The 26,719-nt window shown below is 70.7% G+C and carries 19 protein-coding genes and 1 tRNA gene; 14 read left to right on the forward strand and 6 right to left on the reverse strand.

Annotated elements, in window-relative coordinates:
- Positions 1 to 27: 27 nt before the first annotated feature.
- Together nudC and ACFV3I_RS07815 are read left to right on the forward strand one after the other, a co-directional pair.
- The gene (gene nudC / locus ACFV3I_RS07810; RefSeq protein ID WP_378822661.1) at positions 28 to 909 is read left to right on the forward strand and encodes an NAD(+) diphosphatase; all 882 of its coding nucleotides are present in this window, start codon (positions 28 to 30) and stop codon (positions 907 to 909) included.
- The gene (locus ACFV3I_RS07815) at positions 906 to 2,627 is read left to right on the forward strand and encodes an ATP-dependent helicase (RefSeq protein ID WP_136035435.1); all 1,722 of its coding nucleotides are present in this window, start codon (positions 906 to 908) and stop codon (positions 2,625 to 2,627) included. Before nudC ends, ACFV3I_RS07815 begins: the two co-directional genes overlap by 4 nt.
- 822 nt (positions 2,628 to 3,449) lie before the next feature.
- On the opposite strand, the gene ACFV3I_RS07820 is transcribed toward ACFV3I_RS07815, so the two are convergent.
- The gene (locus tag ACFV3I_RS07820; RefSeq protein ID WP_378822662.1) at positions 3,450 to 4,883 is read right to left on the reverse strand and encodes a zinc-dependent metalloprotease; all 1,434 of its coding nucleotides are present in this window, start codon (positions 4,881 to 4,883) and stop codon (positions 3,450 to 3,452) included.
- A 118-nt stretch (positions 4,884 to 5,001) separates the two neighbouring features.
- On the opposite strand from ACFV3I_RS07820, the gene ACFV3I_RS07825 reads away from it, so the two are divergent.
- On the forward strand, positions 5,002 to 6,093 hold the full coding sequence (locus ACFV3I_RS07825; RefSeq protein WP_136035596.1) for a PDZ domain-containing protein: 1,092 nt from the start codon (positions 5,002 to 5,004) through the stop codon (positions 6,091 to 6,093).
- Between the two features lie 81 nt (positions 6,094 to 6,174).
- Positions 6,175 to 9,096, forward strand: coding sequence for a UPF0182 family protein (locus ACFV3I_RS07830; RefSeq protein WP_378822663.1), 2,922 nt, complete (start codon positions 6,175 to 6,177; stop codon positions 9,094 to 9,096).
- A 1,255-nt stretch (positions 9,097 to 10,351) separates the two neighbouring features.
- Here the strand turns inward: ACFV3I_RS07830 and ACFV3I_RS07835 are convergent.
- Positions 10,352 to 10,425 (reverse strand) — tRNA-Met (locus ACFV3I_RS07835).
- A gap of 80 nt (positions 10,426 to 10,505) precedes the next feature.
- On the opposite strand from ACFV3I_RS07835, the gene ACFV3I_RS07840 reads away from it, so the two are divergent.
- On the forward strand, positions 10,506 to 11,312 hold the full coding sequence (locus tag ACFV3I_RS07840; protein WP_136044825.1) for a carbon-nitrogen hydrolase family protein: 807 nt from the start codon (positions 10,506 to 10,508) through the stop codon (positions 11,310 to 11,312).
- A gap of 9 nt (positions 11,313 to 11,321) precedes the next feature.
- On the opposite strand, the gene ACFV3I_RS07845 is transcribed toward ACFV3I_RS07840, so the two are convergent.
- On the reverse strand, positions 11,322 to 12,518 hold the full coding sequence (locus ACFV3I_RS07845; protein ID WP_136035597.1) for an aminotransferase class I/II-fold pyridoxal phosphate-dependent enzyme: 1,197 nt from the start codon (positions 12,516 to 12,518) through the stop codon (positions 11,322 to 11,324).
- Between the two features lie 97 nt (positions 12,519 to 12,615).
- Between ACFV3I_RS07845 and ACFV3I_RS07850 the strand changes: the two genes are divergently transcribed.
- From ACFV3I_RS07850 to ACFV3I_RS07860, 3 genes are read left to right on the forward strand one after another with little or no spacing between them, the layout of a single operon-like run.
- Positions 12,616 to 14,157: a trypsin-like peptidase domain-containing protein gene (locus ACFV3I_RS07850; protein WP_378803568.1), complete on the forward strand. Its 1,542-nt coding sequence runs from the start codon at positions 12,616 to 12,618 to the stop codon at positions 14,155 to 14,157.
- A gap of 51 nt (positions 14,158 to 14,208) precedes the next feature.
- Positions 14,209 to 15,462, forward strand: coding sequence for a CDP-glycerol glycerophosphotransferase family protein (locus tag ACFV3I_RS07855; protein ID WP_378822664.1), 1,254 nt, complete (start codon positions 14,209 to 14,211; stop codon positions 15,460 to 15,462).
- The gene (locus tag ACFV3I_RS07860; RefSeq protein ID WP_378822665.1) at positions 15,459 to 16,895 is read left to right on the forward strand and encodes a CDP-glycerol glycerophosphotransferase family protein; all 1,437 of its coding nucleotides are present in this window, start codon (positions 15,459 to 15,461) and stop codon (positions 16,893 to 16,895) included. Before ACFV3I_RS07855 ends, ACFV3I_RS07860 begins: the two co-directional genes overlap by 4 nt.
- Before the next feature lie 12 nt (positions 16,896 to 16,907).
- On the opposite strand, the gene ACFV3I_RS07865 is transcribed toward ACFV3I_RS07860, so the two are convergent.
- Entirely contained in the window at positions 16,908 to 17,933 is a 1,026-nt protein-coding gene (locus tag ACFV3I_RS07865; RefSeq protein ID WP_378823213.1) for a glycosyltransferase family 2 protein, read from the reverse strand.
- Positions 17,934 to 18,081: 148 nt separating this feature from the next.
- On the opposite strand from ACFV3I_RS07865, the gene ACFV3I_RS07870 reads away from it, so the two are divergent.
- From ACFV3I_RS07870 to ACFV3I_RS07895, 6 genes are all read left to right on the forward strand, one after another.
- Complete coding sequence (locus ACFV3I_RS07870; RefSeq protein ID WP_136035935.1) at positions 18,082 to 19,365, forward strand: CDP-glycerol glycerophosphotransferase family protein; 1,284 nt, start codon at positions 18,082 to 18,084, stop codon at positions 19,363 to 19,365.
- On the forward strand, positions 19,362 to 20,132 hold the full coding sequence (locus ACFV3I_RS07875) for a biotin--[acetyl-CoA-carboxylase] ligase (protein WP_378822666.1): 771 nt from the start codon (positions 19,362 to 19,364) through the stop codon (positions 20,130 to 20,132). Before ACFV3I_RS07870 ends, ACFV3I_RS07875 begins: the two co-directional genes overlap by 4 nt.
- Positions 20,133 to 20,190: 58 nt before the next feature.
- Complete coding sequence (locus ACFV3I_RS07880) at positions 20,191 to 20,745, forward strand: PH domain-containing protein (protein ID WP_378822667.1); 555 nt, start codon at positions 20,191 to 20,193, stop codon at positions 20,743 to 20,745.
- A gap of 61 nt (positions 20,746 to 20,806) precedes the next feature.
- Complete coding sequence (locus ACFV3I_RS07885; protein ID WP_378822668.1) at positions 20,807 to 21,931, forward strand: 5-(carboxyamino)imidazole ribonucleotide synthase; 1,125 nt, start codon at positions 20,807 to 20,809, stop codon at positions 21,929 to 21,931.
- Positions 21,932 to 22,055: 124 nt separating this feature from the next.
- Positions 22,056 to 22,523 carry a 5-(carboxyamino)imidazole ribonucleotide mutase gene (purE, locus tag ACFV3I_RS07890; RefSeq protein WP_136029996.1) on the forward strand — a complete coding sequence of 156 codons (468 nt, stop codon included), beginning with the start codon at positions 22,056 to 22,058 and terminating at the stop codon, positions 22,521 to 22,523.
- Positions 22,520 to 23,974: an LCP family protein gene (locus ACFV3I_RS07895; protein ID WP_136029939.1), complete on the forward strand. Its 1,455-nt coding sequence runs from the start codon at positions 22,520 to 22,522 to the stop codon at positions 23,972 to 23,974. Before purE ends, ACFV3I_RS07895 begins: the two co-directional genes overlap by 4 nt.
- 166 nt (positions 23,975 to 24,140) lie before the next feature.
- On the opposite strand, the gene ACFV3I_RS07900 is transcribed toward ACFV3I_RS07895, so the two are convergent.
- Both ACFV3I_RS07900 and ACFV3I_RS07905 read right to left on the reverse strand, forming a co-directional pair.
- Positions 24,141 to 24,725 (reverse strand): hypothetical protein, encoded by a 585-nt coding sequence (locus ACFV3I_RS07900; protein ID WP_136029937.1) that lies wholly within the window; start codon positions 24,723 to 24,725, stop codon positions 24,141 to 24,143.
- 143 nt (positions 24,726 to 24,868) lie between these two features.
- Positions 24,869 to 26,632 carry a DUF4012 domain-containing protein gene (locus tag ACFV3I_RS07905; RefSeq protein WP_378822670.1) on the reverse strand — a complete coding sequence of 588 codons (1,764 nt, stop codon included), beginning with the start codon at positions 26,630 to 26,632 and terminating at the stop codon, positions 24,869 to 24,871.
- Between the last annotated feature and the right edge of the window lie 87 nt (positions 26,633 to 26,719).

The raw sequence follows: 26,719 nt of genomic DNA on the forward strand, positions 1-26,719 counted from the left end.
CCGCCACGCCCGTGAAAGGGGGAGTCGATGAGCATTCCGCGTCCGTTCTTCGACCGCGCAGCGGAGCTCCGTGAGGAGCCCGGCGTGATCGACCGTCTGCGCGACGATCCCCGGTCACGGGTGATCGTGGTGCGCGAGGGCCGCGTGCGCGTGCTCGACTCCGCCCTCGTCCGCGTCGCTCCCGACGCCGTGGGGGAGGTGACCTGGGCGCTGCTCGGCCGCGACGCCGACGGCGCGGTGCTGCTCCTCGCCGCCGCGCCGCCGGAGACCGACGCCGTCGACGCCGCTCCGGACGAGATCTGGCTCGGGCTGCGCGACCTGGGGGGCCGCATCGACGCCGGGGAGTCGGAGGTGCTGGTGGGAGCCGTCGCGCTCGCCGGCTGGTTGCGCGACGCGCCGTTCTGCCCGACCTGCGGCGGCGGTACCGAGCTGCGTCAGGCCGGCTGGTCGCGCCGCTGCCTGGTGTGCGGGCGCGAGCACTTCCCCCGGACGGATCCCGCGGTGATCGTCGCGGTCGAGAGCGCCGACGGTGAGCGGCTGCTGCTCGGGGCGAACGCCAACTGGGGCGGCCGCATGTACTCGTGCTTCGCGGGCTTCACGGAGGCGGGCGAGTCGCTCGAGTCCACGGTGCACCGGGAGATCGAGGAGGAGTCGGGCGTGCGTCTCTCCGACGTGCGGTACGTCTCCTCGCAGGCGTGGCCGTTCCCCCGCTCGCTCATGGTCGGATTCCGGGCCGTCGTCGAGGACGAGGCGGCCGCCCGCGCGGACGGCGAGGAGATCATCGACGTGCGCTGGTTCACGCGCGAGGAGATCGGTTCCGCGCTCGCGGGGGAGGGGCCGGTCGGTCTCCCCGGCCCCGCGTCGATCGCGCGCGCCCTGGTCGTGCAGTGGTACGAGGAGCGCGCGTGAGCGCACTCGACGCCCTGGACGAGCGGCAGCGGGCAGCGGCCTCCGTCCTGCGGGGCCCCGTCGCCGTGCTCGCGGGGGCCGGGACGGGCAAGACCCGTGTGATCACGCACCGCATCGCCCACGGCGTCGACACCGGCGCGTACTCGCCGTCGCGCGTGATGGCGGTGACGTTCACGGCGAAGGCGGCCGGCGAGCTGCGCGGACGCCTTCGTGCCCTGGGCGTGGAGGGTGTCGCTGCTCGCACGTTCCATGCGGCGGCGCTCGCGCAGTTGAACTTCTTCTGGCCCACGCTGGCTGGCTCGCCCGCGCCGTCGATCATCGACAACAAGGTGCGCATGCTCGGGCAGGCGGCCGACGCGCTGCGCCTGCGACCGAGCACGGCGACCCTGCGCGACATCGCCTCCGAGATCGAGTGGCGCAAGGTGTCGATGCTGTCGATCGACCGGTACGCGGAGCTCGGCCGACCCGTCAGCGGGATCGACGCGGGACAGCTCGTCGAGCTGATGCGCGGCTACGAGGCGCTGAAGGACGAGCGGCATCAGCTCGACTTCGAGGATGTGCTGCTCGCGTGCGCCGGGATGCTCGAGGCGGAGCCGCGGGTCGCGGCCTCGGTGCACGAGCAGTACCGCCACTTCACGGTCGACGAGTTCCAGGACGTCTCCCCGTTGCAGAACCGACTGCTCGAGCTGTGGCTGGGCGACCGCCGCGATATCTGCGTGGTGGGCGACGCAAGCCAGACGATCTACTCCTTCGCGGGCGCCGAGCAGCGGTTCCTGCTCGAGTTCGAGCGCCGCCACCCGGATGCCACGGTTGTGCGACTGGAGACCAACTACCGCTCGCAGGAGCCCATCCTGACGGCGGCCAATGCGTTGATGCGGGGTCGACCCGGCGCACTCGAGCTCGTCCCGGCCCGCGAGCAGTTCACTGCGGACGCCCCGACCGTCACGGCGTACGACTCGGAGTCCGATGAGGCGGCGGGCATCGCGGCCGGTGTCGCTGCCCGGATCGCGGCCGGAGCCTCGCCCGCCGAGATCGCGGTGCTGTACCGCGCCCACGCCCAGTCGGCCGTGCTGCAGCAGGCGCTCGCCGCGGAGGGCATCGCCACCTCGGTGCTCGGCGGCACCCGGTTCTTCGCGATGCCGGAGGTGCGGCAGGCGATCCTCGCGCTGCGGGCCGCGGCCGTGGCCCCGACCGAGCATGGCTTCCTGCCCGGTGTCCGCCGCGTGCTGAAGGAGCTGGGTCTGACGGAGGAGCCGCCCGCCGCGGGTGGTGCGCAGCGCGACGGCTGGGAGGCGCGCCGGGCGATCCTGCGCCTGGCGGAGGAGGCGGGACCCGACGAGACGCTGCGGTCGTTCAGTGACGCGCTGATGGCGCGGGCGAAGGACCAGCACGAGCCGACGCTGCGCACCGTGACCCTGTCCACGCTGCATGCGGCGAAGGGCCTCGAGTGGCCGCACGTGTACCTCGCGGGCTGGGCGGAGGGCGCGCTGCCGATCTCCTACGCCACGACGTTCGAGGCGATCGACGAGGAGAGGCGGCTGGCGTATGTGGGCGTCACGCGGGCCGCGCGAACGCTGGAGATCTCCTGGTCGCGATCGGCAGGTCGAGGGGAGCGGGCACCGTCGCGGTTCCTGGCCGAGATGGGGACGACGGCTCGCGGCACAGGCATTCTGCGCGAAACGACACCGAACGCCACACGCGCCGCCCGTCGGCGCTGACCCGCACGAGCCGGGCGGGGTCGGACGAGGCGAGCAGGACGGCCGTGAGTCGAGCGGCTTCGCCGACTCGCGACGCGGGGATGCGCCCGGGGTCGCGCCCGATCAGCTGACTGTGCACGAGGGGCCACGCGGGGTCGCGCTCGGTGTCCTCGATGTCGCGGCAGCTGAGACACGGCGTCTCGCCAGGAATCACCAGCGGGCCCACGGTCACGCGTCCCGGCTCGAAGGCCAGGGGCAGGTGCGGGCGGTCCTCGCGCAGGTGCACGGCGAACTGCACGGCCGCTGCCGCTCCCGGTACCAGCACGACCGCGACGGCATCCGCCTGATCCGGAGCGCCCGCCGGAACGCCTTCGTCGGCCAGGGCCTCCCGCAGTCGTCCTTCGGCCCGCGGATCCGTGAGACCGAGGCTGCTCGTCCAGACGGCCCGGAGGGGGGACGGGTCGTCGGTGAGTGCGGGGTCGACGAGGGCGAGCAGCCGGCGGGCGTCGTCCCAGGGGGCGCCCGCCGCATGGGCGATCACGTCGAACGCGCTGCGCCGGAATCCGCGGCGCATACGGCTGAGGAGCGGCTCCACCCAGGACTGCTCCGCGGGAAGGCGGAGGGTCCCGTCGTCGCCGAGTTGCAGCGTGGTGGCGTCGCGCCACAACAGCGGTCGCGCCGGGTCGAGGCGGGTGAGGGTGGGAGGGGTGAGTGGCATCCGTCCGATTCTCGTGCGGACCGTCCCTGCGCGGAGAGCACGCGTGCGCATCGGTGGACAACTCGGGCGGGTGCCCGCGCTCGGGGAGGAGGAGTGCCGCGACGGTCGCGCCACGGCGGGCGGGCTCAGACCGGGCGGTCGCCCTCCGGTGCCGCATCGCCGTCCTGATCGCGGTCGTCGCGCTCCTCCGTGTCGTCGGCGGAGGTCGAGTCGCGCCCCTCCTCCTCGCCGGAGAAGTCGTCGCCGTCGAGCAGACGGGCGAGCGCCTCATCGAACTCGTCGGCCACGGGCTGCTCGCCGCGCTCGGCGGCCTGGAGCCGCGCGATGAGAGCCGTGGGGTCGTCGATGTCCTCGGCGCTCGGCATGAGGTCGGGGTAGTCCCACAGGGAGTCGCGCGCGGCCACGCCGACCGCGTCGGTCACGGCCTGCCACATCGCCGAGGCCTCCCTCATCCGCCGGGGGCGGAGCTTCAGCCCGACCAGGGCGCCGAGGGCGTCCTCCGCCGGGCCGCCGACCGCGCGGCGACGTCGCGCGGCCTCCGCGATCCGCGCGCCGTCCGGCAGCCGAGAGGTCGCCTGCGCGGTGACCACGTCGACCCATCCGTCGATCGTCGCGATGAGGTTCTCCAGCCGCGCGAGCGCCTCGCGCTGGGCCTCGGTCTGGGTGGGCAGCAGCGCGCCGCCCTCGATCGCGGCGCGCAGCTCCTCCGGGTCGGAGGGGTCGAGCCGGCTCGCCACGTCCTCCAGGGCGTCGACGTCCACCGTCACGCCGCGGGCGAAGTCGGTGATCTGCGCCATCACGTGCAGGTGCAGCCACTTGGCGTGCCGGTACAGCCGGGCGTACGCCAGCTCCCTCGTCGCGAGGTACAGCGCGATCTGGTCCTCCGGGATCTCCAGGCCCTCGCCGAACGCGGTCAGGTTCTGCGGGATCACGGCCGCGGTGCCGGCGGGGAGCACCGGGATCCCCACGTCACCGCCCGAGACGACCTCGAGCGACAGGTTGCCCAGCACCTGACCGAACTGCGCGGCGAACACCGAGCCGCCGAGTCCGCGCATCAGCCGCCCCGCGCCCTGCACCACGCCGCGCATCTCCTCCGGCACCTGCGTGTCCAGGGCCGAGGTCAGCGCGTCGGCGATGCTGGTCGACACGGGGCCGGCGATTTCCTTCCACACCGGCAACGTCTTCTCGACCCACTCGCCGCGGGTCATGGCGGTGGGCGCCTCGGCGAGCTCGGAGATCGTGGTCGCCTCGCCGAGCCAGAGGGTGGCGAGCGCGAAGGAGTCCGCGATCGAGGTGCGCGAGCCGTCGGAGATGCCCTGGCCCTCGCGGTTGGCGATGTGCAGCGCCTGCCGCAGGGCGTTCTCCCACGGGTCGCCGCCGAACGCACCCTGGAGCTGCGCCATGATCGTCTGCATCATCGCGGGGTCGAGCGTGAACCCGTCCATGCCCTGGAAGGCGTCCCGCAGCGCTTCCGGGTCGATGTCGCCGCCGCCCTGATTCGAGAGCATCCGGCGCAGGAACTCCTGGAAGTCCTCCGGGTTCGGGTCGTTGTCTGCCATGTCGCTCGCCCTCTCAGCACGTCTGTAGCCGTGGCATCTACGCTAGTCACAGGTTTCAGTGCGTGACCCCGGTGCGGGCAGATCGCTGTACGCCGCTCGCGAACGACGGAGGAATGCTGTGGAACGACCGCGCGCAGGAAAGCTCGGACTCGGTGTCTGGGCGCTGATCGTCGCGCTCGCCGCCCTGGCGGTGCTCACCTTCCTGCCGTCGCCGTACGTGATCCAGCGTCCCGGTCCCGTGTACGACACCCTCGGCACCGCCAAGAACGCCGACGGCGAGCAGGTGCCGCTGATCAGCGTGGAGGGTGCGGAGACGTACGAGACGGGTGGCACGCTCGACCTCACGACGGTGCAGGTGGTCGGCAACCGCGAGCGCACGCCCAGCTGGTTCGAGCTCGCGCTGGCCTGGCTCGACTCCTCGCGGGCGGTCGTCCCGCTCGACTCCGTGTTCCCGGAGGGGGTGACCACGGAGCAGCGCGACGAGCGCAACGCGACGCTCATGGTCGACTCGCAGCATGAGGCCACGGCTGCAGCGCTCAACGAGCTCGGCTACGACACCGGCGCGCAGGTGGTCGTCGTGGACGCGGTCGAGGACTCGCCGGCCGACGGACTGCTGGAACCCGACGATGTGATCACCGCGGTCGACGGCACGCCCGTCACCTCGGCCACCCGGTTGCGCGAGGCGATCCAGGATGCGGGTGGCGACCCCGTCGCCCTCACCGTGCAGCGCGATGGCGCGGAGCAGGTGGTGGAGGTGACGCCCGAGAAGCACGAGGAGGGCGGGACCACGACCTGGCTGGTCGGCATCACCCTGCGCACCGACTACGACTTCGAGATCGACGTGACCATCCAGCTCGACAACGTGGGCGGCCCGAGTGCCGGCATGATGTTTGCGCTGGGCATCATCGACACGCTCACGCCCGGCGAGCTCAACGGCGGCAAGGACGTCGCGGGAACGGGCACGATCGACGCGGAGGGCGACGTCGGCCCCATCGGCGGCATCCGGCAGAAGCTCTACGGTGCGCGCGACGCGGGTGCCGACTACTTCCTGGCGCCGGCGTCGAACTGCGACGAGGTGGTCGGGCACGTGCCCGATGGCCTGCAGGTGATCCGGACGGCGACGCTGGAGGAGTCGCTGGCGGCGTTGGACGTCATCGCGGACGGCGGGGACACGAGCGGACTCCCGACGTGCGAGATCCCGGCCACCTGAGCCGGGTGGCCTTCCGCGCCGTGACGTCGCCGTGACCGGCGTGACAGCCTGCGCACAGCCGCCCGTGCCTAGGATGGAGGGGTGACCTCGACCTCAGCCCCGAACCCGGCCACGCCACGAACCTCTCGACGAATCCTCGGCATCTCGCTGGTGATCATCGCCGCGCTGATCGCGGCGTTCTTCGTCTTCGCTTCGCTCTACACCGAATTCCTCTGGTTCGACCAGGTCGGGTTCACCGGCGTGCTGACCACGCAGTGGATCGCGACGGCGGTGATGTTCGTCGTCGGCTTCCTCGGCATGGCGGTCCCGCTGTTCGTCGTCATCCAGCTGGCCTACCGTCTGCGCCCGGTCTACGTGCGTCTGAGCTCGCAGCTCGACCGCTATCAGGAGGTCATCGAGCCGCTGCGCCGCCTGGCCATGTGGGGCATGCCCATCTTCTTCGGACTGTTCGCGGGCTTCGCGGCGGCGGGCAACTGGAAGACGGTGTGGCTCTGGGCGAACGGTGTCGCCACCGACACGGTCGACCCGCAGTTCGGCGTCGACACGGGCTTCTACATGTTCGCGATGCCGTTCTACTCGATCCTGCTCGCGTTCGTGTCGGCCGTGCTGCTGCTGTGCCTGCTGGTCACCGCGCTCGTGTCGTACCTGTACGGCTCCGTGCGCATCGGCCAGGGCGAGCTGCGCATCTCCAAGCCGGCGCGCATCCAGCTCGCCGTGATCGCCGGCCTCTATCTCCTGGTGCAGGCCGCGAGCCTCTGGCTCGACCGCTTCAAGACCCTCGTCACGCCGGACGACCGCATCACGGGTGCCGCGTACACCGGTGTGAACGCGACGATTCCCGGCCTGGCGATCCTCGCGATCATCGCCGCCGTGGTCGCGATCCTCTTCTTCGTCACGGCCGTCATCGGGCGCTGGCGGTTCCCGCTCGCCGCGACGGCGCTGCTCATCGTGGCCTCGCTGGTCGTGGGCGTCGGCTACCCCTGGGTGGTCACCACCTTCCAGGTGAAGCCGAACCAGAACGCGTACCAGGCGGAGTACTACCAGCGGAACATCGACGGCACGAAGGAGGCCTACGGGGTCGCGAACCTCGAGACCACCGCCTTCGAGGCCGAGACCGATGCGGCGGCCGGCCAGCTGCGGGCCGACGCCGAGACCACGGCGTCGATCCGCATCATGGACCCGAAGGTCATCCCGCCGACCGTGCGTCAGCTCGAGCAGTACCGTGGCTACTACCAGTTCCAGACCACGATGGACGTCGACCGCTATGAGATCGACGGCGTCATGCAGGACACGGTGGTCTCGGTGCGCGACCTCGACATGTCGGGCCTCGGCGACGGCGACAACTGGAACAACCGCGTCGCGGTCTACACCCACGGCTACGGCCTCGTGGCCGCGGCGGGCAACCAGCGCACGAGCGACGGTGAGCCGGTGTTCCTCGAGCGCGGCATCCCGAGCTCGGGCTTCCTGACCGACCGCGAGAACTTCGAGCCGCGCGTCTACTTCGGCGAGAACTCCCCGGAGTACTCCATCGTCGGCGCCCCGGAGGGCTCCGAGCCGGCGGAGATTGACTACCCGCGCGGCAAGGACGGCTCGAGCGAGACGAAGACGACCTTCGACGGCGACGGCGGTCCGAAGATCGGCGACACGTTCACGAAGCTGGTCTACGCGCTGAAGTTCCAGTCGGAGCAGATCCTGTTCTCGAACCTGGTGAACGACGAGTCGCAGATCCTGTACGACCGCGACCCGAAGACGCGCGTGCAGAAGGTCGCTCCGTACCTCGAGCTCGACAGCGACCCGTACCCGAGCGTCGTGGACGGTCGCATCGTCTGGATCGTGGACGGCTACACCACCAGCTCCACGTACCCCTACTCGACGAGCGTGAGCCTGTCCGACGCGATCGCCGACTCGAACGTCACCTCGCCCTCGCTCGCGATCGACGACATCAACTACATCCGCAACTCGGTCAAGGCCACCGTCGACGCCTACGACGGCTCGGTCACGCTCTACGCGTGGGACGAGGAGGACCCGGTGCTGCAGACGTGGCAGAAGGTGTACCCGTCGACGCTCAAGCCGATCAGCGACATGTCGGGCGAGCTCATGAGCCACGTGCGCTACCCGACCGACCTGTTCAAGGTGCAGCGCGACATCCTCGGCATCTACCACGTCGACAAGGCCGGCTCGTTCGCGCAGCAGGACAACCGCTGGCAGACGCCGAACGACCCGCGCAGCGAGGCGATGCTGCAGCCGCCGTACTACCTGACGATGCAGATGCCCGGTCAGGACCAGCCCCGGTTCTCGATGTTCTCGACCTTCATCCCGGCGTCGCAGGGCGCGGGAGGCAGCCGAGACGTGCTGATGGGCTACCTCGCGGTGGACTCGGACGCCGGGTCGGAGAAGGGCGTGAAGGCCGACGGGTACGGGCAGTTGCGCATGCTCGAGATCGACACCGACACCACGGTGCCCGGCCCCGGTCAGGTGCAGAACACCTACAACTCGGACACCGCCGTGGTGCCCCAACTGAACCTCCTCCAGCAGGGGGAGTCCGAGGTGATCTACGGCAACCTGCTCACGCTGCCCGTCGGCGGCGGTCTGCTCTACGTGCAGCCGGTGTACGTGCAGTCGTCGGAGGGCACGCAGCTGCCGCGTCTGCAGAAGGTGCTGGTCGCGTTCGGCGACCGGGTCGCGTTCGAGAACACGCTCACCGAGGCGCTCGACACGCTGTTCGGCGGCGACTCCGGCGCCACCGGTGGTGACGACGAGGTCGAGCCGACGGATCCGGGCACCGATCCGGGCACGACGGATCCGGACACGGGGGAGACCCCGACCGAGCCGACCGCGCCGACGGACGCCCAGGCCGACGCGCTGGCTGCTGCGCAGCAGGCCCTGCTCGACCGGCAGGCGGCGCTGGCCGAGGGTGACCTCGAGAAGTTCGGTGAGGCCGACAAGCGCCTCACGGCGGCCGTCGAGAAGCTTCTGGAGCTGGAGGGCGCCGCGGGGCAGTGATCCTGCGAGGCTGAGACGAATGGGCGTCCCTGCGGGGGCGCCCATTCGCGTATCCGCCGGACGGACAGAGGGCGGGCGAGGCCAGCGCGCGCAGGGAAAGGCGAAGGCCCCTGATCGGATTTCTCCTCATCAGGGGCCTTCTCTTGTTGCGGGGACAGGATTTGAACCTGCGACCTCCGGGAGCTGGGCGTACCAGAGATGAACTTTGCGGCAGCTTGCGGTAATTCTGACTGATCTGGGCTTCTCTTGTCGTCATCAGAACAACGCAAAACACCACAAACTGGCGATGACGACTGATTTCTGTCGAGCGAATCTGTCGAGTGCCGTCTAGGACTTGTGTCCTTCGACATAGTGGCGAGCGTGCCGGGCCTCGATGACGAGTCCCGGCGGGAAGAGTCGCGTCCCTCGCGGACTATCCTCTCGCCTCCTATGGCAATGTTTCGTTCGCCACCGGGACGGTCTATCTGCAGTGCGGTCCAATCGGACTTAAGTCCTATGGGTGGCATCACATGCAAAGCAATCATCAGTCGCAGTGGGAGGGGCGAGTGGTTCAGATGACCGGGCCACCCTACGGGACCCCAGGAACGCCCGCTTGGGACGACTTCATGGAGAGCTTCATCAAGCAGACACTTTGGGAACCGGGTGGAATCACGAAGGAGTACAGCGGGAAACGCTGCTACACCGCTATATTTGATGTCTACCGGCTGAGCTCCAACGGGACGCCCGTGTACCAATACACATTCAACCCGACAACTATTCTTTCCATGTCGAACAATCGAGTAATCTCGTCCTACCCGACGACCTCTCAGGACTGCACCCGACAGGCGCCGTGGTGGTAAGGAAAGTCGAGGTCGAACTTGGCGTGCCTTATACAGGATGGCCGCTCCGGGCGGGACCCGATTACGAGTTCGGGCAACAAACCCTTTCGCCTGCTCTCAAGGAAGCTCTAGTTGGTTGGGCTGCCGAGTTCAACAGAGAGTTCGACGATGAGACAGGCTGGTCCTCTGATGAGACGCGTCGTACGCATCAGGAAACAGGTGAGCGATTGCGCGATGAGATCCAGGACCTACTTGGAGACTCGTTTGCGGTAACCTTCAATCCGCTCGGAGCAGGGTCGCTCCCGCCGGAGGACGTACCTCCCAGGTCATAGTATCGTGAGCGGATCGCGGCATAACTGTCGACCGAATCTGTCGAATCGTACTCGATTCAAAAGGAAAAGGCCCCGAGATCGTGATGATCTCGGGGTCCTTCTTTGTTGCGGGGACAGGATTTGAACCTGCGACCTCCGGGTTATGAGCCCGGCGAGCTACCGAACTGCTCCACCCCGCGGCACAAGAAGTAACTTATCACGGATTCCGAGGGTCGTCGAATCGAGCGCGGGAGTCCCGGGGGTGCGAGAGGATGGGGCCATGTCCGAGACCGCCGTCGCCGTCGCCGTGTGCCAGTTCGCCCCGACCGCCTCCCGCGAGGACAACCGCGACACGATCGCGGCGCTCACCGCCGAGGCGGCGGCGCGTGGCGCGAAGCTCGTCGTGTTCCCCGAGTACGCGAGCTACTTCGTCGACCCGCTCGACGAGAGTCTCGCCACGCACGCGGAGACACTCGACGGCGACTTCGTGTCCACGCTCACCGCTCTCGCGGGGGAGTACGCGGTCGTGATCGTCGCCGGGCTCGTGGAGCGGGCGTCCACCGAGGGGCACGTGCGCAACGCCGTCGTGGCCGTGGACGGGAGCGGCGTGCTCGCGGTCTACCGGAAGCAGCACCTGTACGACGCCTTCGGTCAGACCGAGTCCGACTGGATCGAGGCCGGCGAGCTGACGGAGCCCGCGGTGTTCGAGGTCGCTGGGCTGCGCTTCGGGCTGCTCACCTGTTACGACCTCCGGTTCCCCGAGGTCGCCCGGCTCCTGGCGGTCGCGGGCGTCGACGCACTGGTCGTCCCGGCGGAGTGGGTGCGCGGTCCGCTCAAGGAGCATCACTGGACGACGCTGCTCGCGGCGCGCGCGATCGAGAACACGGTCTATGCGGTGGCGGCCGATCACCCGGCACCGATCGGAGTCGGGCATTCGCAGATCGTGGATCCGCAGGGGGTCGTCCTGGCCGGAGTGGGCAGCGCGCCCGGCATGGCGGTCGGCGTGGTGGAGCGCTCGGCCGTCGAGCGGGTGCGGCAGGTGAACCCGGCGCTGCGCCTGCGCCGCTACGACGTCGTGCCGCGCTGAGGACCCGCGTCAGGCGGAGGCGAGGCGGCGGGCGGCCTCCTCGAGCACCTCGGTGCGTTTGCAGGCGGCGAAACGCACGAGTCCGGCGTAGTCGGCCCGATGCTCGGCCGACACGAAGGCCGTGAGAGGAATCGCGACGACGCCCGCCCGCTCCGGGAGGGTGCGGCAGAACGCCGCGGCATCCGACCCGCCGAGTGCGCTGGCGTCGGCCACCGTGAAGTAGCCGCCCCGGGGCGCGTGCACCACGAAGCCCGCGGCGCGCAGGCCGTCTCCGAGGATCTCGTGCTTGTGGGCCAGCGTGGTGGTGGCGTCGCGGAAGAACGCGTCGTCGAGGCGGAGTCCCCGTGCCACAGCCGGCTGGAACGGTGAGCCGTTCACATACGTGAGGTATTGCTTCACGGTCAGGACGGCGGTGATGAGCGCCGCAGGTCCGTGCACCCAGCCGATCTTCCATCCCGTGGCCGAGAAGGTCTTGCCCGCGGACGAGATGGTCAGCGTGCGCTCGGCCGCGCCGGGCAGGGTCGCGATCGGCGTGTGCGGGCCGTCGAAGGTCAGATGCTCGTACACCTCGTCGGTGACGATGACGGCGTCGTGGAGCTCAGCCAGCCGGACGATCTCGGCCAGCACCTCGGGGCCGAACACCGCTCCGGTCGGATTGTGGGGGTCGTTGACGAGGATGAGGCGCGTGCGGTCGGTGACGGTCGCGGCGAGCTGTGCGAGATCGGGCTGGAAGTCCGGCGCGCGCAGGGGGACGGTCCGCAGCCGGGCCCCGGCCAGGGCGACCGCTGCGGCGTAGGAGTCGTAGTACGGCTCGAACACCACGACCTCGTCGTCGGGGCCGTCGATCAGTGCCAAGAGCGTCGCGGTGAGCGCCTCGGTCGCGCCGGCTGTGACGATGACCTCGGTGTCCGGGTCGACCTCGAGACCGTAGAACCGCCGCTGGTGCTCGGAGATCGCGGTGAGCAGGTCGGGGACGCCTCGTCCCGGCGGGTACTGATTGGCGCCGGAGGCGATCGCTGCCCTCGCTGCCTCGAGCACCTCCGCGGGCCCGTCCTCGTCGGGGAAGCCCTGGCCGAGGTTGATCGCGCCGGTTCTGGCCGCCGCGGCGGACATCTCTGCGAAGATGGTGGGCGCGACGGTCCCGTCTGCGGACAGCAGGCCCGCACCGGCCGCCGTGCGCTGCCATGCGCCGGGTATGACACTCATGAAGAACAGGCTAAGGCCATAGCCGAAACTCACGCTCGACATACGAAACGCACAGGCACACGCGCCATCCTGAAGGGGCGTCGAAGGAGCAGACACCATGAACGAAGACAACCCCCAGGACCACACCGCACCCGCGTCGAGCGATGCCGTGCCCACCCCGCCCGTCCCGCCGATCCCGTCCGGCGACGGCCACTCGACCGCCGCCGGCCCGACCGCACCGAACGCGAACCACACGTCGGGGCCCGCGCCCGCGCAGGGACACGAGGTGCCGTCGACGTTCGCGTCGCACGCCCCGGTCGCCCCGATCGTCGCGCCGGTTCCGCACGGCCTCGCCGCGCCGGGCTCGACCCCGAACGCTCCGGGCGCCGCATTCGGCGTCCCCGCCACCGCGCCCTCCGGCGCCCACGCGCCGTCCGACGGCAACGCCCCCGCGGCGACGAAGGAGAAGTCCCGCGGAGGAACGCGCATCGCCGCGTTCGTCGTGGCGGCCGCCCTCGTGGGAGGTGTCGCCGGGTTCGGCGGCGGTGCGCTTCTCACGGGCTTGCAGGATCGCCCGTCGTCCGGCACCGCGCAGGGCCCGCAGACCGTCACCGTGAACAACCCCGGATCGGTCAACGAGACCACGGCCGTCGCCACCGCCGCCCTCCCCTCCGTCGTCACGATCGAGGTCGCGGGATCGCAGGAGGCCGGCAGCGGCTCCGGCGTGATCATCAGCAAGGACGGCTACGTGCTCACCAACACGCACGTCGTGACGCTCGGCGGTGCCGTGGCCGACCCGACCATCCGGGTGACGGCATCGGACGGCCGCATCTACGACGCCACGGTCGTGGGCACCGACCCGATCTACGACCTCGCGGTCATCAAGCTCACCGACGCGAAGGACCTCACCCCGATCGAGTTCGCCGACTCGTCGAAGCTCAACGTCGGAGACACCGCGGTCGCGCTCGGCGCCCCGCTCGGCCTGGCGAACTCGGTCACGACCGGTATCGTGAGCGCGCTGAACCGCAGCATCCAGATCGCCTCGTCGGCGCTGCCGGACTCCTCGTCCGAGGATGCGCCGGAGCAGCAGTCGCCACAGGAGGGCCAGGGCCCGTTCCAGTTCGACATCCCGGGCAGCGGCGGCCAGCAGACGACGGACTCCATCTCGGTGGCCGTGATCCAGACGGACGCCGCGATCAACCACGGCAACTCCGGCGGTGCGCTCGTCAACAGCAAGGGCGAGCTGATCGGGATCAACGTCGCGATCGCCAGCTCGGGCAACTCCGAGGACTCGGGATCGATCGGCATCGGCTTCGCGATCCCCTCGAACATCGCCAAGCGCGTGTCCGAGGAGATCATCGCCGACGGTGCCGCCACGCACGGGCTGCTCGGCGCCTCGGTCCGCGACGCCTCGGGTGTTGAGGGAGCCACGGTGTCCGGGGCGTACATCGCCGACGTCACGCCCGGGGGCGCCGCGGCGGACGCCGGTCTGAAGGCCGATGACGTGGTCACCGAGTTCAACGGCGTCCCCATCACGGGCGCAACCGACCTCACCGCGCAGGTGCGCGCGGCGGCTGCGGGCAGCAAAGCCACCGTCACCTACGTGCGCGGCGGCAAGGAGTACGACGTCGACCTGACGCTCGGGACGCTCGCCGGCTGAGGCACCCTGCTCCGGACGGAGGGACGCCACCTCGCGCGATAGGCTCGCGGGGTGGCGTCCTTCTCTTTCGGCACCGGCAATGCGGCCAAGCTGCTCCGCATCCCGCTGTACGCCCTCGGACGCCTCGGCACACTGCTCGTCCCCCGGGGCCGGCGCTGGGTCTTCGGCTGCGGCGCCGGGATCGGCGACGGAGCTCTTGCGCTCCAACGTCACGCCGCCGCTCTCGGTCACGACACGCTCTGGCTCACGGCCGACGACCGCGAGGCGCGCGACGCCGGTGCGCTGGGCATCCGCACCGTTCCCCGCTCGGGGCTGCGCGGCTGGTGGGCGACCGCGCGGGCCGGAGTCGTCGTGGTCACGCACGGACTCGGTGATGTGAACCGGTACGCGAACGGCGGTGCGTTCGTGGTGCAGCTGTGGCACGGCATCCCGCTCAAGCGCATCGGGCTCGACTCGCCCGCGACGACACAGGTTCCGCCGGTTCCGGGTGCCCCGCTGCTGCGGCGCCTCATCGGGGTGCTCTACCGCGCAACGGCGCAGCGCATCCGTGTGCTGCCCGCGGCATCCGACCGGGCCCGCGGGCGCCTGGAGTCGGCATTCGGACTGGGCGACGACCGGGTCGTGGTGACCGGCGAGCCGCGCGTGGACGTGCTGTCCGCCGGCACCGAGGCGGAACGCCGCGCGGCGGCGCGCGCCGTGCTGGTCGGTGCCGCGGGGGAGTTGCCGCCCGCCGCTCGGGTGCTGCTGTACGCGCCGACGTGGCGTGACGGCGCTCCCGATCCGTCCGTCCCGACCGCTCAGGAGTGGATCGAGGTCGTGCGGCTGCTGGAGCGCCACGATGCTGTGCTCCTGGTCCGTTCGCACCCCCTGGGCGCCGGCTCCTACGCGCCGCCCCTGCCGACCGCCAGGGTCCGGATGCTGCCGAGCGCGGTGCTCCCCGATGTGACACCGGCTCTCGCCGCGGTCGACGTGCTGGTCACGGACTACTCGTCGCTGGCGTACGACGTCGGACTGCTGCGCATGCCGGTCGCGTTCCTGGCGCCCGACGCGGAGGAGTACGCCCGCACCCGCGGCTTCTATGGACGCTACGCGGATGTCGCCACGACCGGTGCGGCCGAGGGATGGCAGGCGCTGCTGTCGGAGCTCGACGCGCTCCTGGGGGATCCCGCCGCCTTCGCCGATGCCGCGACGCGGTCCGCTACGCTCAGCGCGGAGATGCACGCGTTCCGCGACGGGGAGAACACCCGTCGCGTCTACCGGGCGATCCGCTCGCGGGGTGTGCCCGCGCCGAAGGGAGCAGCATGACGACGGCCCGCATCGATGTCGAGGCGGAGGCGCTGATCATCGCCGGGCCCGGCCAGCGACCCGGTATCGCCGAGCTCGCAGGACCGCGGGCGCGGGTGTCTGCCCGCCTGACCGGTGGCGGCAAGACGTGGAAGGCGACGTTCCCGCTGCAGGCGTCGCGGTGGGGCGAGCCCGAGCTGCCGCTGCCGTCGGGCGAGTACGCGCTGTCGATCGAGGGCGTGGATGTGACAGAACTCCGCATCGCTCCCGTCGTCCTGCGTGGCGTGCGGATCGCGGTCGACGGCGCCACGGTGCGCATCGCGGCGCCGATCGATCCGGTGTACGACACCACGGAGGGGCGATCGACGCTCGAGGAGCGCTACGTGTCGCAGGCCGGCGGCACCGAGAACGCGGTGTTCTTCGAGAGCTTCTACGGCCGCAGCGTCGGCTGCAACCCGCGGGCCATCGACCGCGAGCTCGCGCAGCGGGCACCGGAGGTGCGGCGCTACTGGAGCGTGGTCGATCTGTCGGTCGCCGTGCCCGATGGTGCGATCGCGGTGGTGGAGGGCAGCCCGGAGTGGTGGCGTGCCCGCGGTGCCGCACGTCTGCTGATCGTGAACGACTGGCTGCGCCGACGGTTCGCGCGCAAGCCGGGACAGAAGGTGCTGCAGACGTGGCACGGCACCCCGCTCAAGCGGCTCGCCCTGCACCGCCCCGGCTTCGACCCGCGCCGCATGGCGGCCGTGGTGAAGGAGTCCAGGCGGTGGGACGTGCTGCTGGCGCAGAACACCTACGCCGAGCGCATCCTCCGCAAGGCCTACGCGTTCTTCGGTCGTCCGATCTGGGTCGACGGCTACCCCCGCAACGACGCGCTGATCACGGGCGACCCTGCGGCGGTGCGTGCGGCGCTCGGCATCGGCGACGAGGAGCGCGTGCTGCTGTACGCGCCCACCTGGCGTGACGACCGCGCGGAGATGGTCGACTTCGTCGACCCCGAGCTCCTCGCCCGTCAGGCGAACGCGGTGGTGCTCGTCCGCGGGCACTCCCGCACGCTCGAGCAGGGGAGGGACAGGGCAGGGGCCCGTGTGATCGATGTCACGGGCTACCCGGAGACATCCCAGTTGCTGCTCGCCGCCGACGCCCTCGTCACCGACTACTCGTCCGTGATGTTTGACTTCAGCGTGACCGGCAAGCCGCTCTACTTCCTGGTCCCCGACCTCGACCACTACCGCGGGCAGCTGCGCGGGTTCTACTTCGACCTCGCCGAGCGGGCTCCCGGTCCGCTGGTGCGCACGCAGGACGAGCTGGTGGCGGCGCTCGACGATCCCGAGCACGAGCAGAGGTACGCGGAGCGCTATGCGGCGTGGCGTCGGCAGTTCAACACGCGCGACGACGGGCACGCGGCGCGACGGGTCGTCGACCGCATCCTCGACCTGGGGTTCGTGACCCGCTGATCACCCCGTAGGTCAGGGCAGCGGCGTGTTGCGGCTGCCCAGGCGCGAGGCGTCCACCGTGTCTCTGGCACCGCGCAGCACGCCGGTCAGGAACCCGAGCCCCCAGGACAGGTGCATGGTGGGCAGCACCGCGAGAGTCCACAGCCGTTGCCGCAGGTCTCCGCCGCCGCGCGCACAGGCGACGGCCACCACGAGCAGGACGTACAGGACGATCGGCCCGTAGACGAGCACGGACGCCAGGATCGACGCCACCCCGCCGAGCACGCCCGTGAGCTGCAGCACGCCGACGACCACCGCCAGCACCACGAGCAGCACGAGGGCGGGCGGCGCGAAGTAGCGGAGGCCGTTGCTGCGGCCGAACCGCCGGACGAGCTCCCCACGCCACGCCCCGGTCGCCCGGAACTGTCGCGCCAGGCGCAGCCAGTTCTCGCGCGGCCAGTAGGTGACGGACAGCTCCGGGTCGAACCAGACCGCGTGGCCCGCCTGCCGGATGCGCAGGTTGAGCTCCCAGTCCTCGCCGCGGCGGATGGTCTCGTCGAACAGGCCGACCTCGTCGAGCACCGCGCGGCGCGTCACCCCGAGGTAGGCCGACTCGGCCTCGCCCTCGGTGCGGCCTCCGTGGTACGCGCCTCCGCCGAGTCCGACGGGGGAGTTGTAGAGCCGGGCGACGGCCTTCTGGAACGGCGTGCGGCCCTCCGCGTGCATGACGCCGCCCACGTTCGCCGCTCCCGTGCGTGCGAGCGTCTGCAGGGCGTGGGCCGCGTAGCCGGGGGCGAGTTCGGAGTGCGCGTCGACCCGGACGATCGTGGGGTAGCGGCTTGCGCGGATGGCGGCGTTGAGCCCGACCGGGATGTGGGCGGCGGGGTTCTCGACGAGCCGGATGCGGTCGTCGGCGGCGGCCAGACCGCGTGCCAGCTCGGTCGTGCCGTCGGAGGAGGGCCCGAGAGCGAGGACCAGCTCGGTCGGACCCCCGACCTCCTGCGCGAGGACGGACTCGACCGCGTGCCGAAGGTAGGCGCGCTCGTTGAGCACCGGCATCACGAACGACACTCCGGTCGCGGGGTCGGTCGTCTTCTCTGGGGGCACACGTCGATCATGTCACGGCGGCTCCCTCGCTGGCTGAGGGCTGTCCACCGCTCCCGTCCCTCCGCCGGGAGGGGCGCGAGCGACGAACTATCCTGGAGGGATGGGTGCACTGTCTGATGCGAAGAAGGCCTACCGTCTGCTGCGACGGGCACTCGAGTCCCGCTCTGCCGTGCAGCGCGTGCGCCGTCGGCTCGCCGAACGGGAACCCTATCCGCCCGAGCACTTCCAGATCGCGGTGTACTTCGCCGACGGTGCGGTCAACATGTACCAGATGCGCCAGTGGTACCGACCCCTCGCGGAGCTCTCGAAGCGCTGGCCCGTCGTGGTGCTCTCGCGCCAGGCGACGGGAGCCGAGAAGCTGCTCGACGAAGATGCGCCTCCCGTCGCGTTCGTCCCGAAGGTGCGCGATCTGGAGCGTTTCATCGCGACGCAGGACATCCGCATCGTGCTGTACGTCAACCAGAACACCCGGAACTTCCAGATGTTCCGCTACGGTCGCCGCTGGCACGTGTTCATCAACCACGGCGAGTCCGACAAGATGTACATGACCACGAACCAGTACAAGGCGTACGACTGGGCGTTCGTGGCAGGGCAGGCCGCCCGCGACCGGCTGTCGCGCACGCTGTGGGACTACGACGTGGACCGTCGCACGATCGAGATCGGCCGCCCGCAGGCCGACCACTACTCGGGCGTGCTGCCCTACGCACCCGACGACAGGATCGTGGTGCTCTACGCGCCGACGTGGGAGGGCGACCGGCCGAGCGCCCACTACGGGTCGATCGCCTCCCACGGCGAGGCGCTCGTGTCGGCGCTGCTCGCGAGCGGCCGTCATCGTGTGATCTACCGGCCCCATCCGCGCAGCGGTGTGGTGGACGAGGCCTACGGTGCCGCGCACCGCCGGATCCTCGCGGCGATCGCCGCCGCCAACGCGGCCGATCCCGCCGCGCAGCACGTGTATGATGACGGTCCCGAGCTGGGGTGGCAGCTCGCGGCGGCCGATGTCGCGGTGGTCGACATCTCCGCGATGGTCTACGACCGGCTCGCAGCCGGCAAGCCGCTGATGATCACCCGCCCCGTCGACCCGGAGGCCGCCGTCGACACCACCGGCTACCTCTCCGATTGCGAGTGGCTGACGGTCGAGGGTGCGACTGACATCGTCTCCGAGGTCGACCGGGTGCGGGCCGACGAGGCGGCCGTCGCGCGGCTGCGCATGTGGGTGCAGCACTACTTCGGCGACACCACCCCCGGAGTCGCGACCGCGAAGTTCCACGGGGCGATCGAACAGCTCATGCAGGAGTGGGATCGCTGGCGCGCCCACGAGGTGGGAACCGTGCGCGACGATCAGAACGACGACGACGAGGAAGCCGAGGACGAGGACGCATGAGCCTCGATCTGCCGCGCACCGCCGCAGTCGCCTCCCGGCTCGTGGTCGTCGAGGCCACCGGCTCGACGAATGCCGACCTGCGCGCTTCCGCGGCCGATCAGCGGGCCTGGCCGCACCTGTCCGTGCTCGTCACGGAGGATCAGACGGCGGGGCGCGGACGCCTGGATCGCACCTGGGTCGCGCCGGCCGGTACCGCGCTCGCGGTCTCGGTGCTCCTCCGTGACCTTCCCCGTGATCCGGCTGTTCGCGGCTGGATCCCGCTCGCCGCCGGGCTCGCACTGGCCGATGCGGTCGCCGCACAGCTGCCCGCCTGCGAGGTCGCCGTGAAGTGGCCCAATGACGTGCTGGTCGACGGTGCGAAGATCTCCGGGATCCTGGCGGAGGCGACGGCCGACGCCGTGGTGGTCGGCGCAGGGGTGAACACGCGCATGTCGCGGGAGCAGCTGCCGGTGCCGACAGCCACCTCGTTCGCAGCGCAGGACGCCGCCGTCGACGAGGACCTGCTGCTCGTCACCTACCTCACGGGGCTCGACCGGTGGCTGACGGCGCTCGCCGCGGGGGAGGACGGCCTCACCAGTGGCCTGCACGCCGCGGTGACGGCGCGCTGTGCGACCGTCGGCCAGGCGGTGCGCGTCTCGTTGCCCGACGGCAGCTCGCTCGAAGGAACCGCCGGCGCCCTCGACCCGGCCGGGCGGCTGCTCGTGGTCGCCGACGGCGCGACGCGCGCGGTCTCCGCGGGCGACGTGGTGCACGTGCGGCCCGCGTGACGCGGGGACACGCCGCCCGGCGACCGGCGTTGTCGGTCTCCCGGGGCACAATGGTGGGGTGACCCAGCCCGTGACGCTCGGCGGGCGGCCGCTGATGCCGCCGCCCGGGGCCCCCGCCGAAGAGCTGCTGATCGCGCGCTTCCGCAGCCACGCGCGACGCCTGTTCTGGTCCGCAGTGGTGCTCATCGCGACGTTCGGGCTCACTGCCTACCTGTACGACAACCTGCCGGCCGGGTTCGAGAACTGGATGCTGCTCGCCGCGGCCGGCGCCGTGGTCCTGCTCGCGGTCGTGGTCCCCTTCGTCGTCTGGTACTCGCGCACCACCACCATCACGACGCGACGGGTGATCGCGCATCAGGGCATCGGTTCCCGGCAGCGCAGGGAGATGTCGCACGCGCGTGGGTACACGATCGGGGTGCGCCGCGGACCGCTCCAGCGCCTGTGGGGGTGCGGCACCGTGACGCTGTCCAACGGCGTCGACGCTCCGCTGCGGCTGCCGAACGTCCCGAACGTGACCCTGGTGCACGAGACGCTGGCGGACCAGATCGAGGTCGGGCAGATCCTCGCGCACCGCGACGCACAGGCCACCGCCGACGACACCGACACCCTCTGACCCGCGGTCCCTCGCGCGCCCTCGAGTGCGGAAGAATGGGACCAACGAATGGAGGCGGCACATGGCGTTGCGCGTTGGCGTGATCGGCGGAGGACAGCTGGCACGGATGATGATCGCTCCGGCGGTCGAGCTCGGGATCGACCTGCGGGTGCTCGCGGAGGACGAGGGCATGTCCGCCGGGCTCGCGGCCACGGCCGTCGGCGACTACCGCGACCTCGCGACGGTCCGCGCGTTCGCCGAGGGCGTCGACGTCATCACCTTCGATCACGAGCACGTGCCGCAGGACGTGCTGCGGGCCCTCGTCGCCGACGGCGTCGCGGTGCACCCGGGGCCCGACGCGCTCCAGTTCGCCCAGGACAAGCTCGCGATGCGTGCCCGTCTCGCCGACCTCGGGGTGCCGCAGCCCGAGTGGGCAGCGGTGCGGAGCGTCGCCGAGCTGCAGTCCTTCCTCGACGCCCAGGGTGGCGCGGCCGTGGTCAAGACCCCGCGGGGCGGCTACGACGGCAAGGGCGTGCGCGTCGTCCGCTCCGCCGACGACGCACGGGACTGGCTGGACGCCCTCGGTGAGGGGGAGGCACTGCTCGCTGAACAGCTCGTGCCGTTCGTCCGCGAGCTCGCCCAGCAGGTCGCCCGGCGCAGCGGGGGAGAGATGATCGCGTACCCCGTGGTCGAGACCGTCCAGCGCGATGGGGTGTGCGCCGAGGTCATCGCGCCCGCCCCGGCCGCCGGCGATCGGCTGGTCGAGGTGGCGGAGGGGATCGGACGCACCATTGCGGAGGGTCTCGGCGTCACCGGCATGCTCGCGGTCGAGCTGTTCGAGACCGACGACGAGCGCATCCTCGTCAACGAACTGGCCATGCGTCCGCACAACAGCGGGCACTGGAGCCAGGACGGCGCCGTGACCGGACAGTTCGAGCAGCACCTGCGCGCGGTCGCCGACCTGCCGCTGGGCAGCACCGCTCCTCGCGCGTCGTGGTCGGTGATGGTGAACATCCTCGGCGGCCCGATCGGTGCCACGCTCGACGAGCGGTTCGCGTCGGCGATGGCGGAGCACCCCGGCGCCAAGATCCACACGTACGGCAAGGCGCCGCGTCCGGGTCGCAAGGTCGGACACGTCAACGTCGCCGGGGAGGACCTGGACGACGCGGTGTACGTCGCTCGGGCGGCCGCCGCGCACTTCGCGTGACGCGAGGCGGACGGGACCTGGGCGCAGCCGCGTGCCGCTGGGGTGTTCTCCCAGCGCGAGCCCGTAGCCTGTTCTGGTGACAGAGCCACTTCACTCCTCCGCTGCGCCCGTGGTCGGCGTCGTCATGGGGTCCGACTCCGACTGGCGCGTCATGAGTGACGCCTCGCAGGCCCTGACGGACTTCGGGATCCCGCACGAGGTCGAGGTGGTCTCGGCGCACCGCACCCCCGACAAGCTCATGTCGTATGCGCGGGAGGCCCGCGCGCGAGGGCTCCGCGTGATCATCGCGGGGGCCGGCGGAGCGGCCCATCTGCCCGGGATGCTCGCGTCGATGACGCCGCTGCCCGTGGTCGGTGTTCCCGTGCCGCTCGCGTACCTCGACGGCATGGACTCGTTGCTGTCGATCGTGCAGATGCCGGCGGGGATCCCCGTGGCGACCGTCTCGATCGGCGGGGCCCGCAACGCCGGCCTCCTGGCCGCCCGCATCCTCGGCGCCGCCGACGCGGAGCTCGCCGACCGGGTCGAGGCCTACGCGGCCGATCTCGAGTCGCAGGTCGCGGCGAAGAACGAACGGCTGAAGGACTCGCTGTGACCCTTGCGCCTCCGCGCGCACGACAGCGCCCGATCATCGAGACCCGGCCGCTGCGGCACCCGGACTCCACCGACCCCGGGATGATGTCGAAACGCGGGTGGTGGCTCATCGCGATGAACCTTCTTCTTCCGGGGTCCGCTCAGGTGCTGGCGGGCAACCGCCGTCTCGGTCGGTTCGGTCTCGGCGCCACGCTCACGGCCTGGCTGCTGGTGATCGTGACCGTCGGTCTCGCCCTGTTCGCCCGACCGGTCCTCCTGTGGCTCACGGTCGCCGGCGGGTTCTTCTCCGCCGTGGTGCTGACGATCGTCCAGGTGCTGCTGGTGGCGTACGTGGTGCTGTGGATCGTGCTGACCCTCGACACCCTGCGCCTCGTGCGGCTGGTCAAGGTCCCCAACCCCTCGCGGCTGGCGATCCCCGTGGTGGCGCTCGTGCTCCTCGGTCTGGTCGGCGGCGCCGCCGGTTACGCCGCGACATCGGTGGGATCCGTGCGGGGAACCGTCGGGGCGATCTTCGGGCAGAGCGGACCGAGCCTCCCGCCGAGCGACGGCTACTACAACATCCTCCTGCTCGGTGCGGACAGCGGGGACGGCCGCGACTCCATGCGTTTCGACAGCATCTCGGTCGTGTCGGTGAACGCCGAGACCGGTGCGGTCACGATCACGGGCATTCCGCGTGAGCTCCCGAATGCGCCGTTCAGCGACGGCAGTCCCATGCAGGCGCAGTACCCGAACGGATTCGAGGGGCACAGCTCGTCGACCTGCGGGTGGAACGGCTGGATGAACCACGTGCGTTACGCCGCAGAGGTGTGCCGGGACGACGGAGGAGCGGAGCTGTACCCGAAGGCGGTCGCCCAGGGCTCCGAGCCGGGCATCGAAGCGACGAAGGATGCCGCCGAGGGCGTCCTCGGGATCGAGATCCCGTACTACGTGTTCGTCGACATGCACGGCTTCGCCGACCTGGTCGACGCGCTGGGCGGGGTCGATATCAACGTCACCGAGCGTCTCCCGAAGGGCGGTCCGCCCGAGGGATGGACCGGGACGGACGTGAACGAGTGGGCGATCGGCTGGATCGAGCCGGGACAGCAGCACATGGACGGCGACACGGCGCAGTGGTACGCCCGCTCGCGCTACACGACCAGCGACTGGGACCGCATGAAGCGGCAGCGGGAACTTCAGGAGGCGATCCTGGCTCAGTTCACGCCGCAGACCGTGCTGACGCGGTTCAACGAGGTCGCCGCGGCGGGCACGGCGTTGATCAGCACCGATCTGCCCCAGGACAAGCTTCCGGAGTTCTTCGATCTGATGCTCAAGGCGAAGGAGCAGCAGGTCACGACGATCGAGCTGACCCCGGATTCGGGCGTGGACGAGCACAACCCCGACTACGGGTACATCCACCAGATGATCCAGCAGGCGCTGCACCCGCCGACGTCGACCCCCACGCCCAGCCCCTGACGGAGGGGGCCCGCTCCGCGTGGGCATGGCGCAGCCCACGGGCGACGCTCCCGAGGGTCGTCGCCCGTGGGCGTCCGGTGCAGCACCGGATTCGCCAGACGACGGTGATCGGAGGGGGAGGGATCACCGTCGTCCAGCCGACCACCGCGCGAGGCGGCAGCCAGGCTCAGGCGCGCTTGCGGCGAACGATCCCGGTGGCGACGAGCGCCCCACCGGCGACCAGGGCGGCAGCTCCACCGCCGAGCACCCACGGCGAGACCGAGCCGCCGGTGAGCGCGAGCTCCATGCCGCCGCCGGTCAGGGGCAGCTCGGTACCCGCGGGTGCGACGGCAGGGTCGTGATCGCAGCTGGACGCGGCGTCGTGGCCGTGCGACACGGTGATCGTGGCGGTGTACGGACGCGAGCCCCCGAAGGCGACGGCGTAGGAGCCCTCACCGTCGGCCGGCGGGCGGAACGTCAGCGTCATGCTGCCGTCGGCGCCGGCGGTGTTGCCGGAGGTCGCGGCCTTGCCCGCGTTCTTGCCGGAAACGGAGACCGCCACGTTCTCGGACGGCAGGAAGTACCCGGGGCCGAAGACGATGGTGGAGACCTCGCACACGTCGATGATCGGGTCGCCGACCTTCACACCGGGAGGCGAGGGGTACGAATCGCTGGATGCGTCCGGAATCGTCGGCGCAGCGGTTGCGATGGTCGGCGCGACGAGTACCAGCGCGCCAGCGGTAAGGCTGATGGCAGCCAGTTTCTTCAGCATGATCTCTCCCCAGAAATGTCACGCGGAATCGCCTCCGGACACACCCCTGCGTCCGACTGCGTGAGGTCTCCTGCCCCCACGGCAGGTTCACAGACCCCAGTTATTCCCCAGTGAGATGACAGTACCCCATTCGAGGGAGATTGTCACGAACCGCAGTGGAGTGTGTCCTTGGTCAGCTCCGGCCCCGTGATCAGGGGGGTGTGCAGCACCTCGGTGAGCCGCTGACCGGCACCCGTGCCCTGGAACTCGACGGTGATGGTGGTCGACTCGCCGGGCGCCAGCTGCACCTCGTGCTGCACGACGGACCGGTCGCCGAGCATCGCCGTCTGCACGCCGTCGTCCTCACCGTCCCTGTCCACGTGGGACGGGGTGGCGCCCTCGGGGCCGTACACCGCGATGAGCGTGCGCACGGTGCCGGGCGGCACGCCGTAGAACCCGTCGCCCGTCACGTACGGGGGCAGGGAGGTCGCCGCGTCGGCGGGTGCGGTGTTCGTCCAGGTGACGGTGATCTGCGTGGTCGGCTCTCCGTCGCAGCGCCCGACGGCGGTCGCGATCGTGGCGCGCGTGTAGTAGTCCATCTTCGCGCCGGTGCCGTCGTTGAACAGCACGCCCACGTGACTCGTGTCGGCCGAGTCCGGGGGGATCGTGCCGCCGAGGGCGCTCGCGGCGAGCAGGGTCTCCTCGTCCTCGTGCGCGCTCCAGATGCGGATCCGACCCTCGCCCGCGGCATCGGCCAGCGCGCCGATCAGAGCCTGGGGATCGCCGCCCGACAGGGCTGCTCCGAACAGGCCGCCGGCTGCAAGAGCGAAGATGTCATCCTGTGCCACGGGGTCGGGGACGGCCGCGTAGATCTCCGACAGAAGAATGCTCGTGATCGTGTCGGACGTCGCCGTGAAGGGCCCGAACGTCAGGTCGCCCGTAACCTCCATCAGATGCTCGGCGACCAGGGCGTCCACGGCGATCACCCCGTCGACCTGGCCGCCGAAACGCCCGACCCACCGTGCCGCGATCGTCTCGCCGGCCTCGCGGAAGTCGGGGATGCTGGTGATGTTCTGCAGGAACCGTCCTGGGCGATCCTCGAACAGCGCCGTGGTGGACTCGCTCACCGGGAGGGGGACATCGAGGGCGGGGAAGTCGCGCGTGGATGCCTGGCTCTGCAGGGTCACCCGCCCGTTCTCGGCGTGCAGCAGGGCGATCGAGCCGATGATGCCGCCCGAGGAGCGCAGTTCGGCGTTGTTCTGCATCGCGAGCACGTACGTGCGCGGCCCGTCGCCGCCCAGCATCGTGGGCAGGAGCACAGCAGCGCCGTGCAGCGAGCCCACGACCGTCGCCGCCTGCGTGACGGATCCTCGCATCTGACGGATGGCATCGGCGAGAGGGGGCAGCGTCGCATCGGCGTCGATGCGCTTGGCTCGGTCGTCGGCGGAGGTGAGCGACGCCGCGGCGGCGGCCAGGGGCTCCTCGACCTGGGCGAACGGCGCGAGGTTGATCGCGCCGTCGGTGAAGCCCAGGCTCGACAGGTCGAGATCGGCGCCGACTTGCAGCAGGGGTCGCAGCGCCTCGGTCGATACGTCATCCGCGATCTCGGCGATCTCGTTGACGGCCTGGAAGTTCGGACCGACCCACGGCAGGACGCCGAACGCGTGCCAGATCGGATCGGAGGTGAGGTCATGGGCGGAGGCCGCGTTGCGGGCGATGGCATCGGAGATGGGCTCCGCGCCATCGAGATCGCCCTCCGCGATCGCCTGCTTCAGCTGGGTCGCGCCCTTCGCGACCTGACGCAGATCGTCCACCGCGCCGATGCCGCGGACCGTGACCCAGCCGATGGCGATCACGAGCAGCGTCAGGAGGATGCCGATGGTCCATCCGATCCATCGGCGTCGGGCAGGAAGTCGGCCATCGCTCACTCGAGCATTCAAGCACGGTGGGTACGCGCGAGGCCATGGAGCGCGCACGTGAGGTCATGCGTTGCTGTGGGAACGCTGAAATTGCGG

Origin of the sequence: Microbacterium sp. NPDC059771 (assembly GCF_042732495.1) — a bacterium.
GTDB classification, from domain to species: domain Bacteria; phylum Actinomycetota; class Actinomycetes; order Actinomycetales; family Microbacteriaceae; genus Microbacterium; species Microbacterium sufflavum.

Bases quoted from the DNA above. Each gene is read 5' to 3' on its own strand.
- ACFV3I_RS07900 (WP_136029937.1), bottom strand. From the start codon at position 24,725: ATGCTGAAGAAACTGGCTGCCATCAGCCTTACCGCTGGCGCGCTGGTA.
- ACFV3I_RS07885 (WP_378822668.1), top strand. From the start codon at position 20,807: ATGGCGTTGCGCGTTGGCGTGATCGGCGGAGGACAGCTGGCACGGATG.
- purE (WP_136029996.1), top strand. From the start codon at position 22,056: ATGGGGTCCGACTCCGACTGGCGCGTCATGAGTGACGCCTCGCAGGCC.
- ACFV3I_RS07870 (WP_136035935.1), top strand. From the start codon at position 18,082: ATGGGTGCACTGTCTGATGCGAAGAAGGCCTACCGTCTGCTGCGACGG.
- nudC (WP_378822661.1), top strand. From the start codon at position 28: ATGAGCATTCCGCGTCCGTTCTTCGACCGCGCAGCGGAGCTCCGTGAG.
- ACFV3I_RS07845 (WP_136035597.1), bottom strand. From the start codon at position 12,518: ATGAGTGTCATACCCGGCGCATGGCAGCGCACGGCGGCCGGTGCGGGC.
- ACFV3I_RS07865 (WP_378823213.1), bottom strand. From the start codon at position 17,933: ATGCCGGTGCTCAACGAGCGCGCCTACCTTCGGCACGCGGTCGAGTCC.
- ACFV3I_RS07875 (WP_378822666.1), top strand. From the start codon at position 19,362: ATGAGCCTCGATCTGCCGCGCACCGCCGCAGTCGCCTCCCGGCTCGTG.
- ACFV3I_RS07840 (WP_136044825.1), top strand. From the start codon at position 10,506: ATGTCCGAGACCGCCGTCGCCGTCGCCGTGTGCCAGTTCGCCCCGACC.
- ACFV3I_RS07820 (WP_378822662.1), bottom strand. From the start codon at position 4,883: ATGGCAGACAACGACCCGAACCCGGAGGACTTCCAGGAGTTCCTGCGC.
- ACFV3I_RS07850 (WP_378803568.1), top strand. From the start codon at position 12,616: ATGAACGAAGACAACCCCCAGGACCACACCGCACCCGCGTCGAGCGAT.
- ACFV3I_RS07860 (WP_378822665.1), top strand. From the start codon at position 15,459: ATGACGACGGCCCGCATCGATGTCGAGGCGGAGGCGCTGATCATCGCC.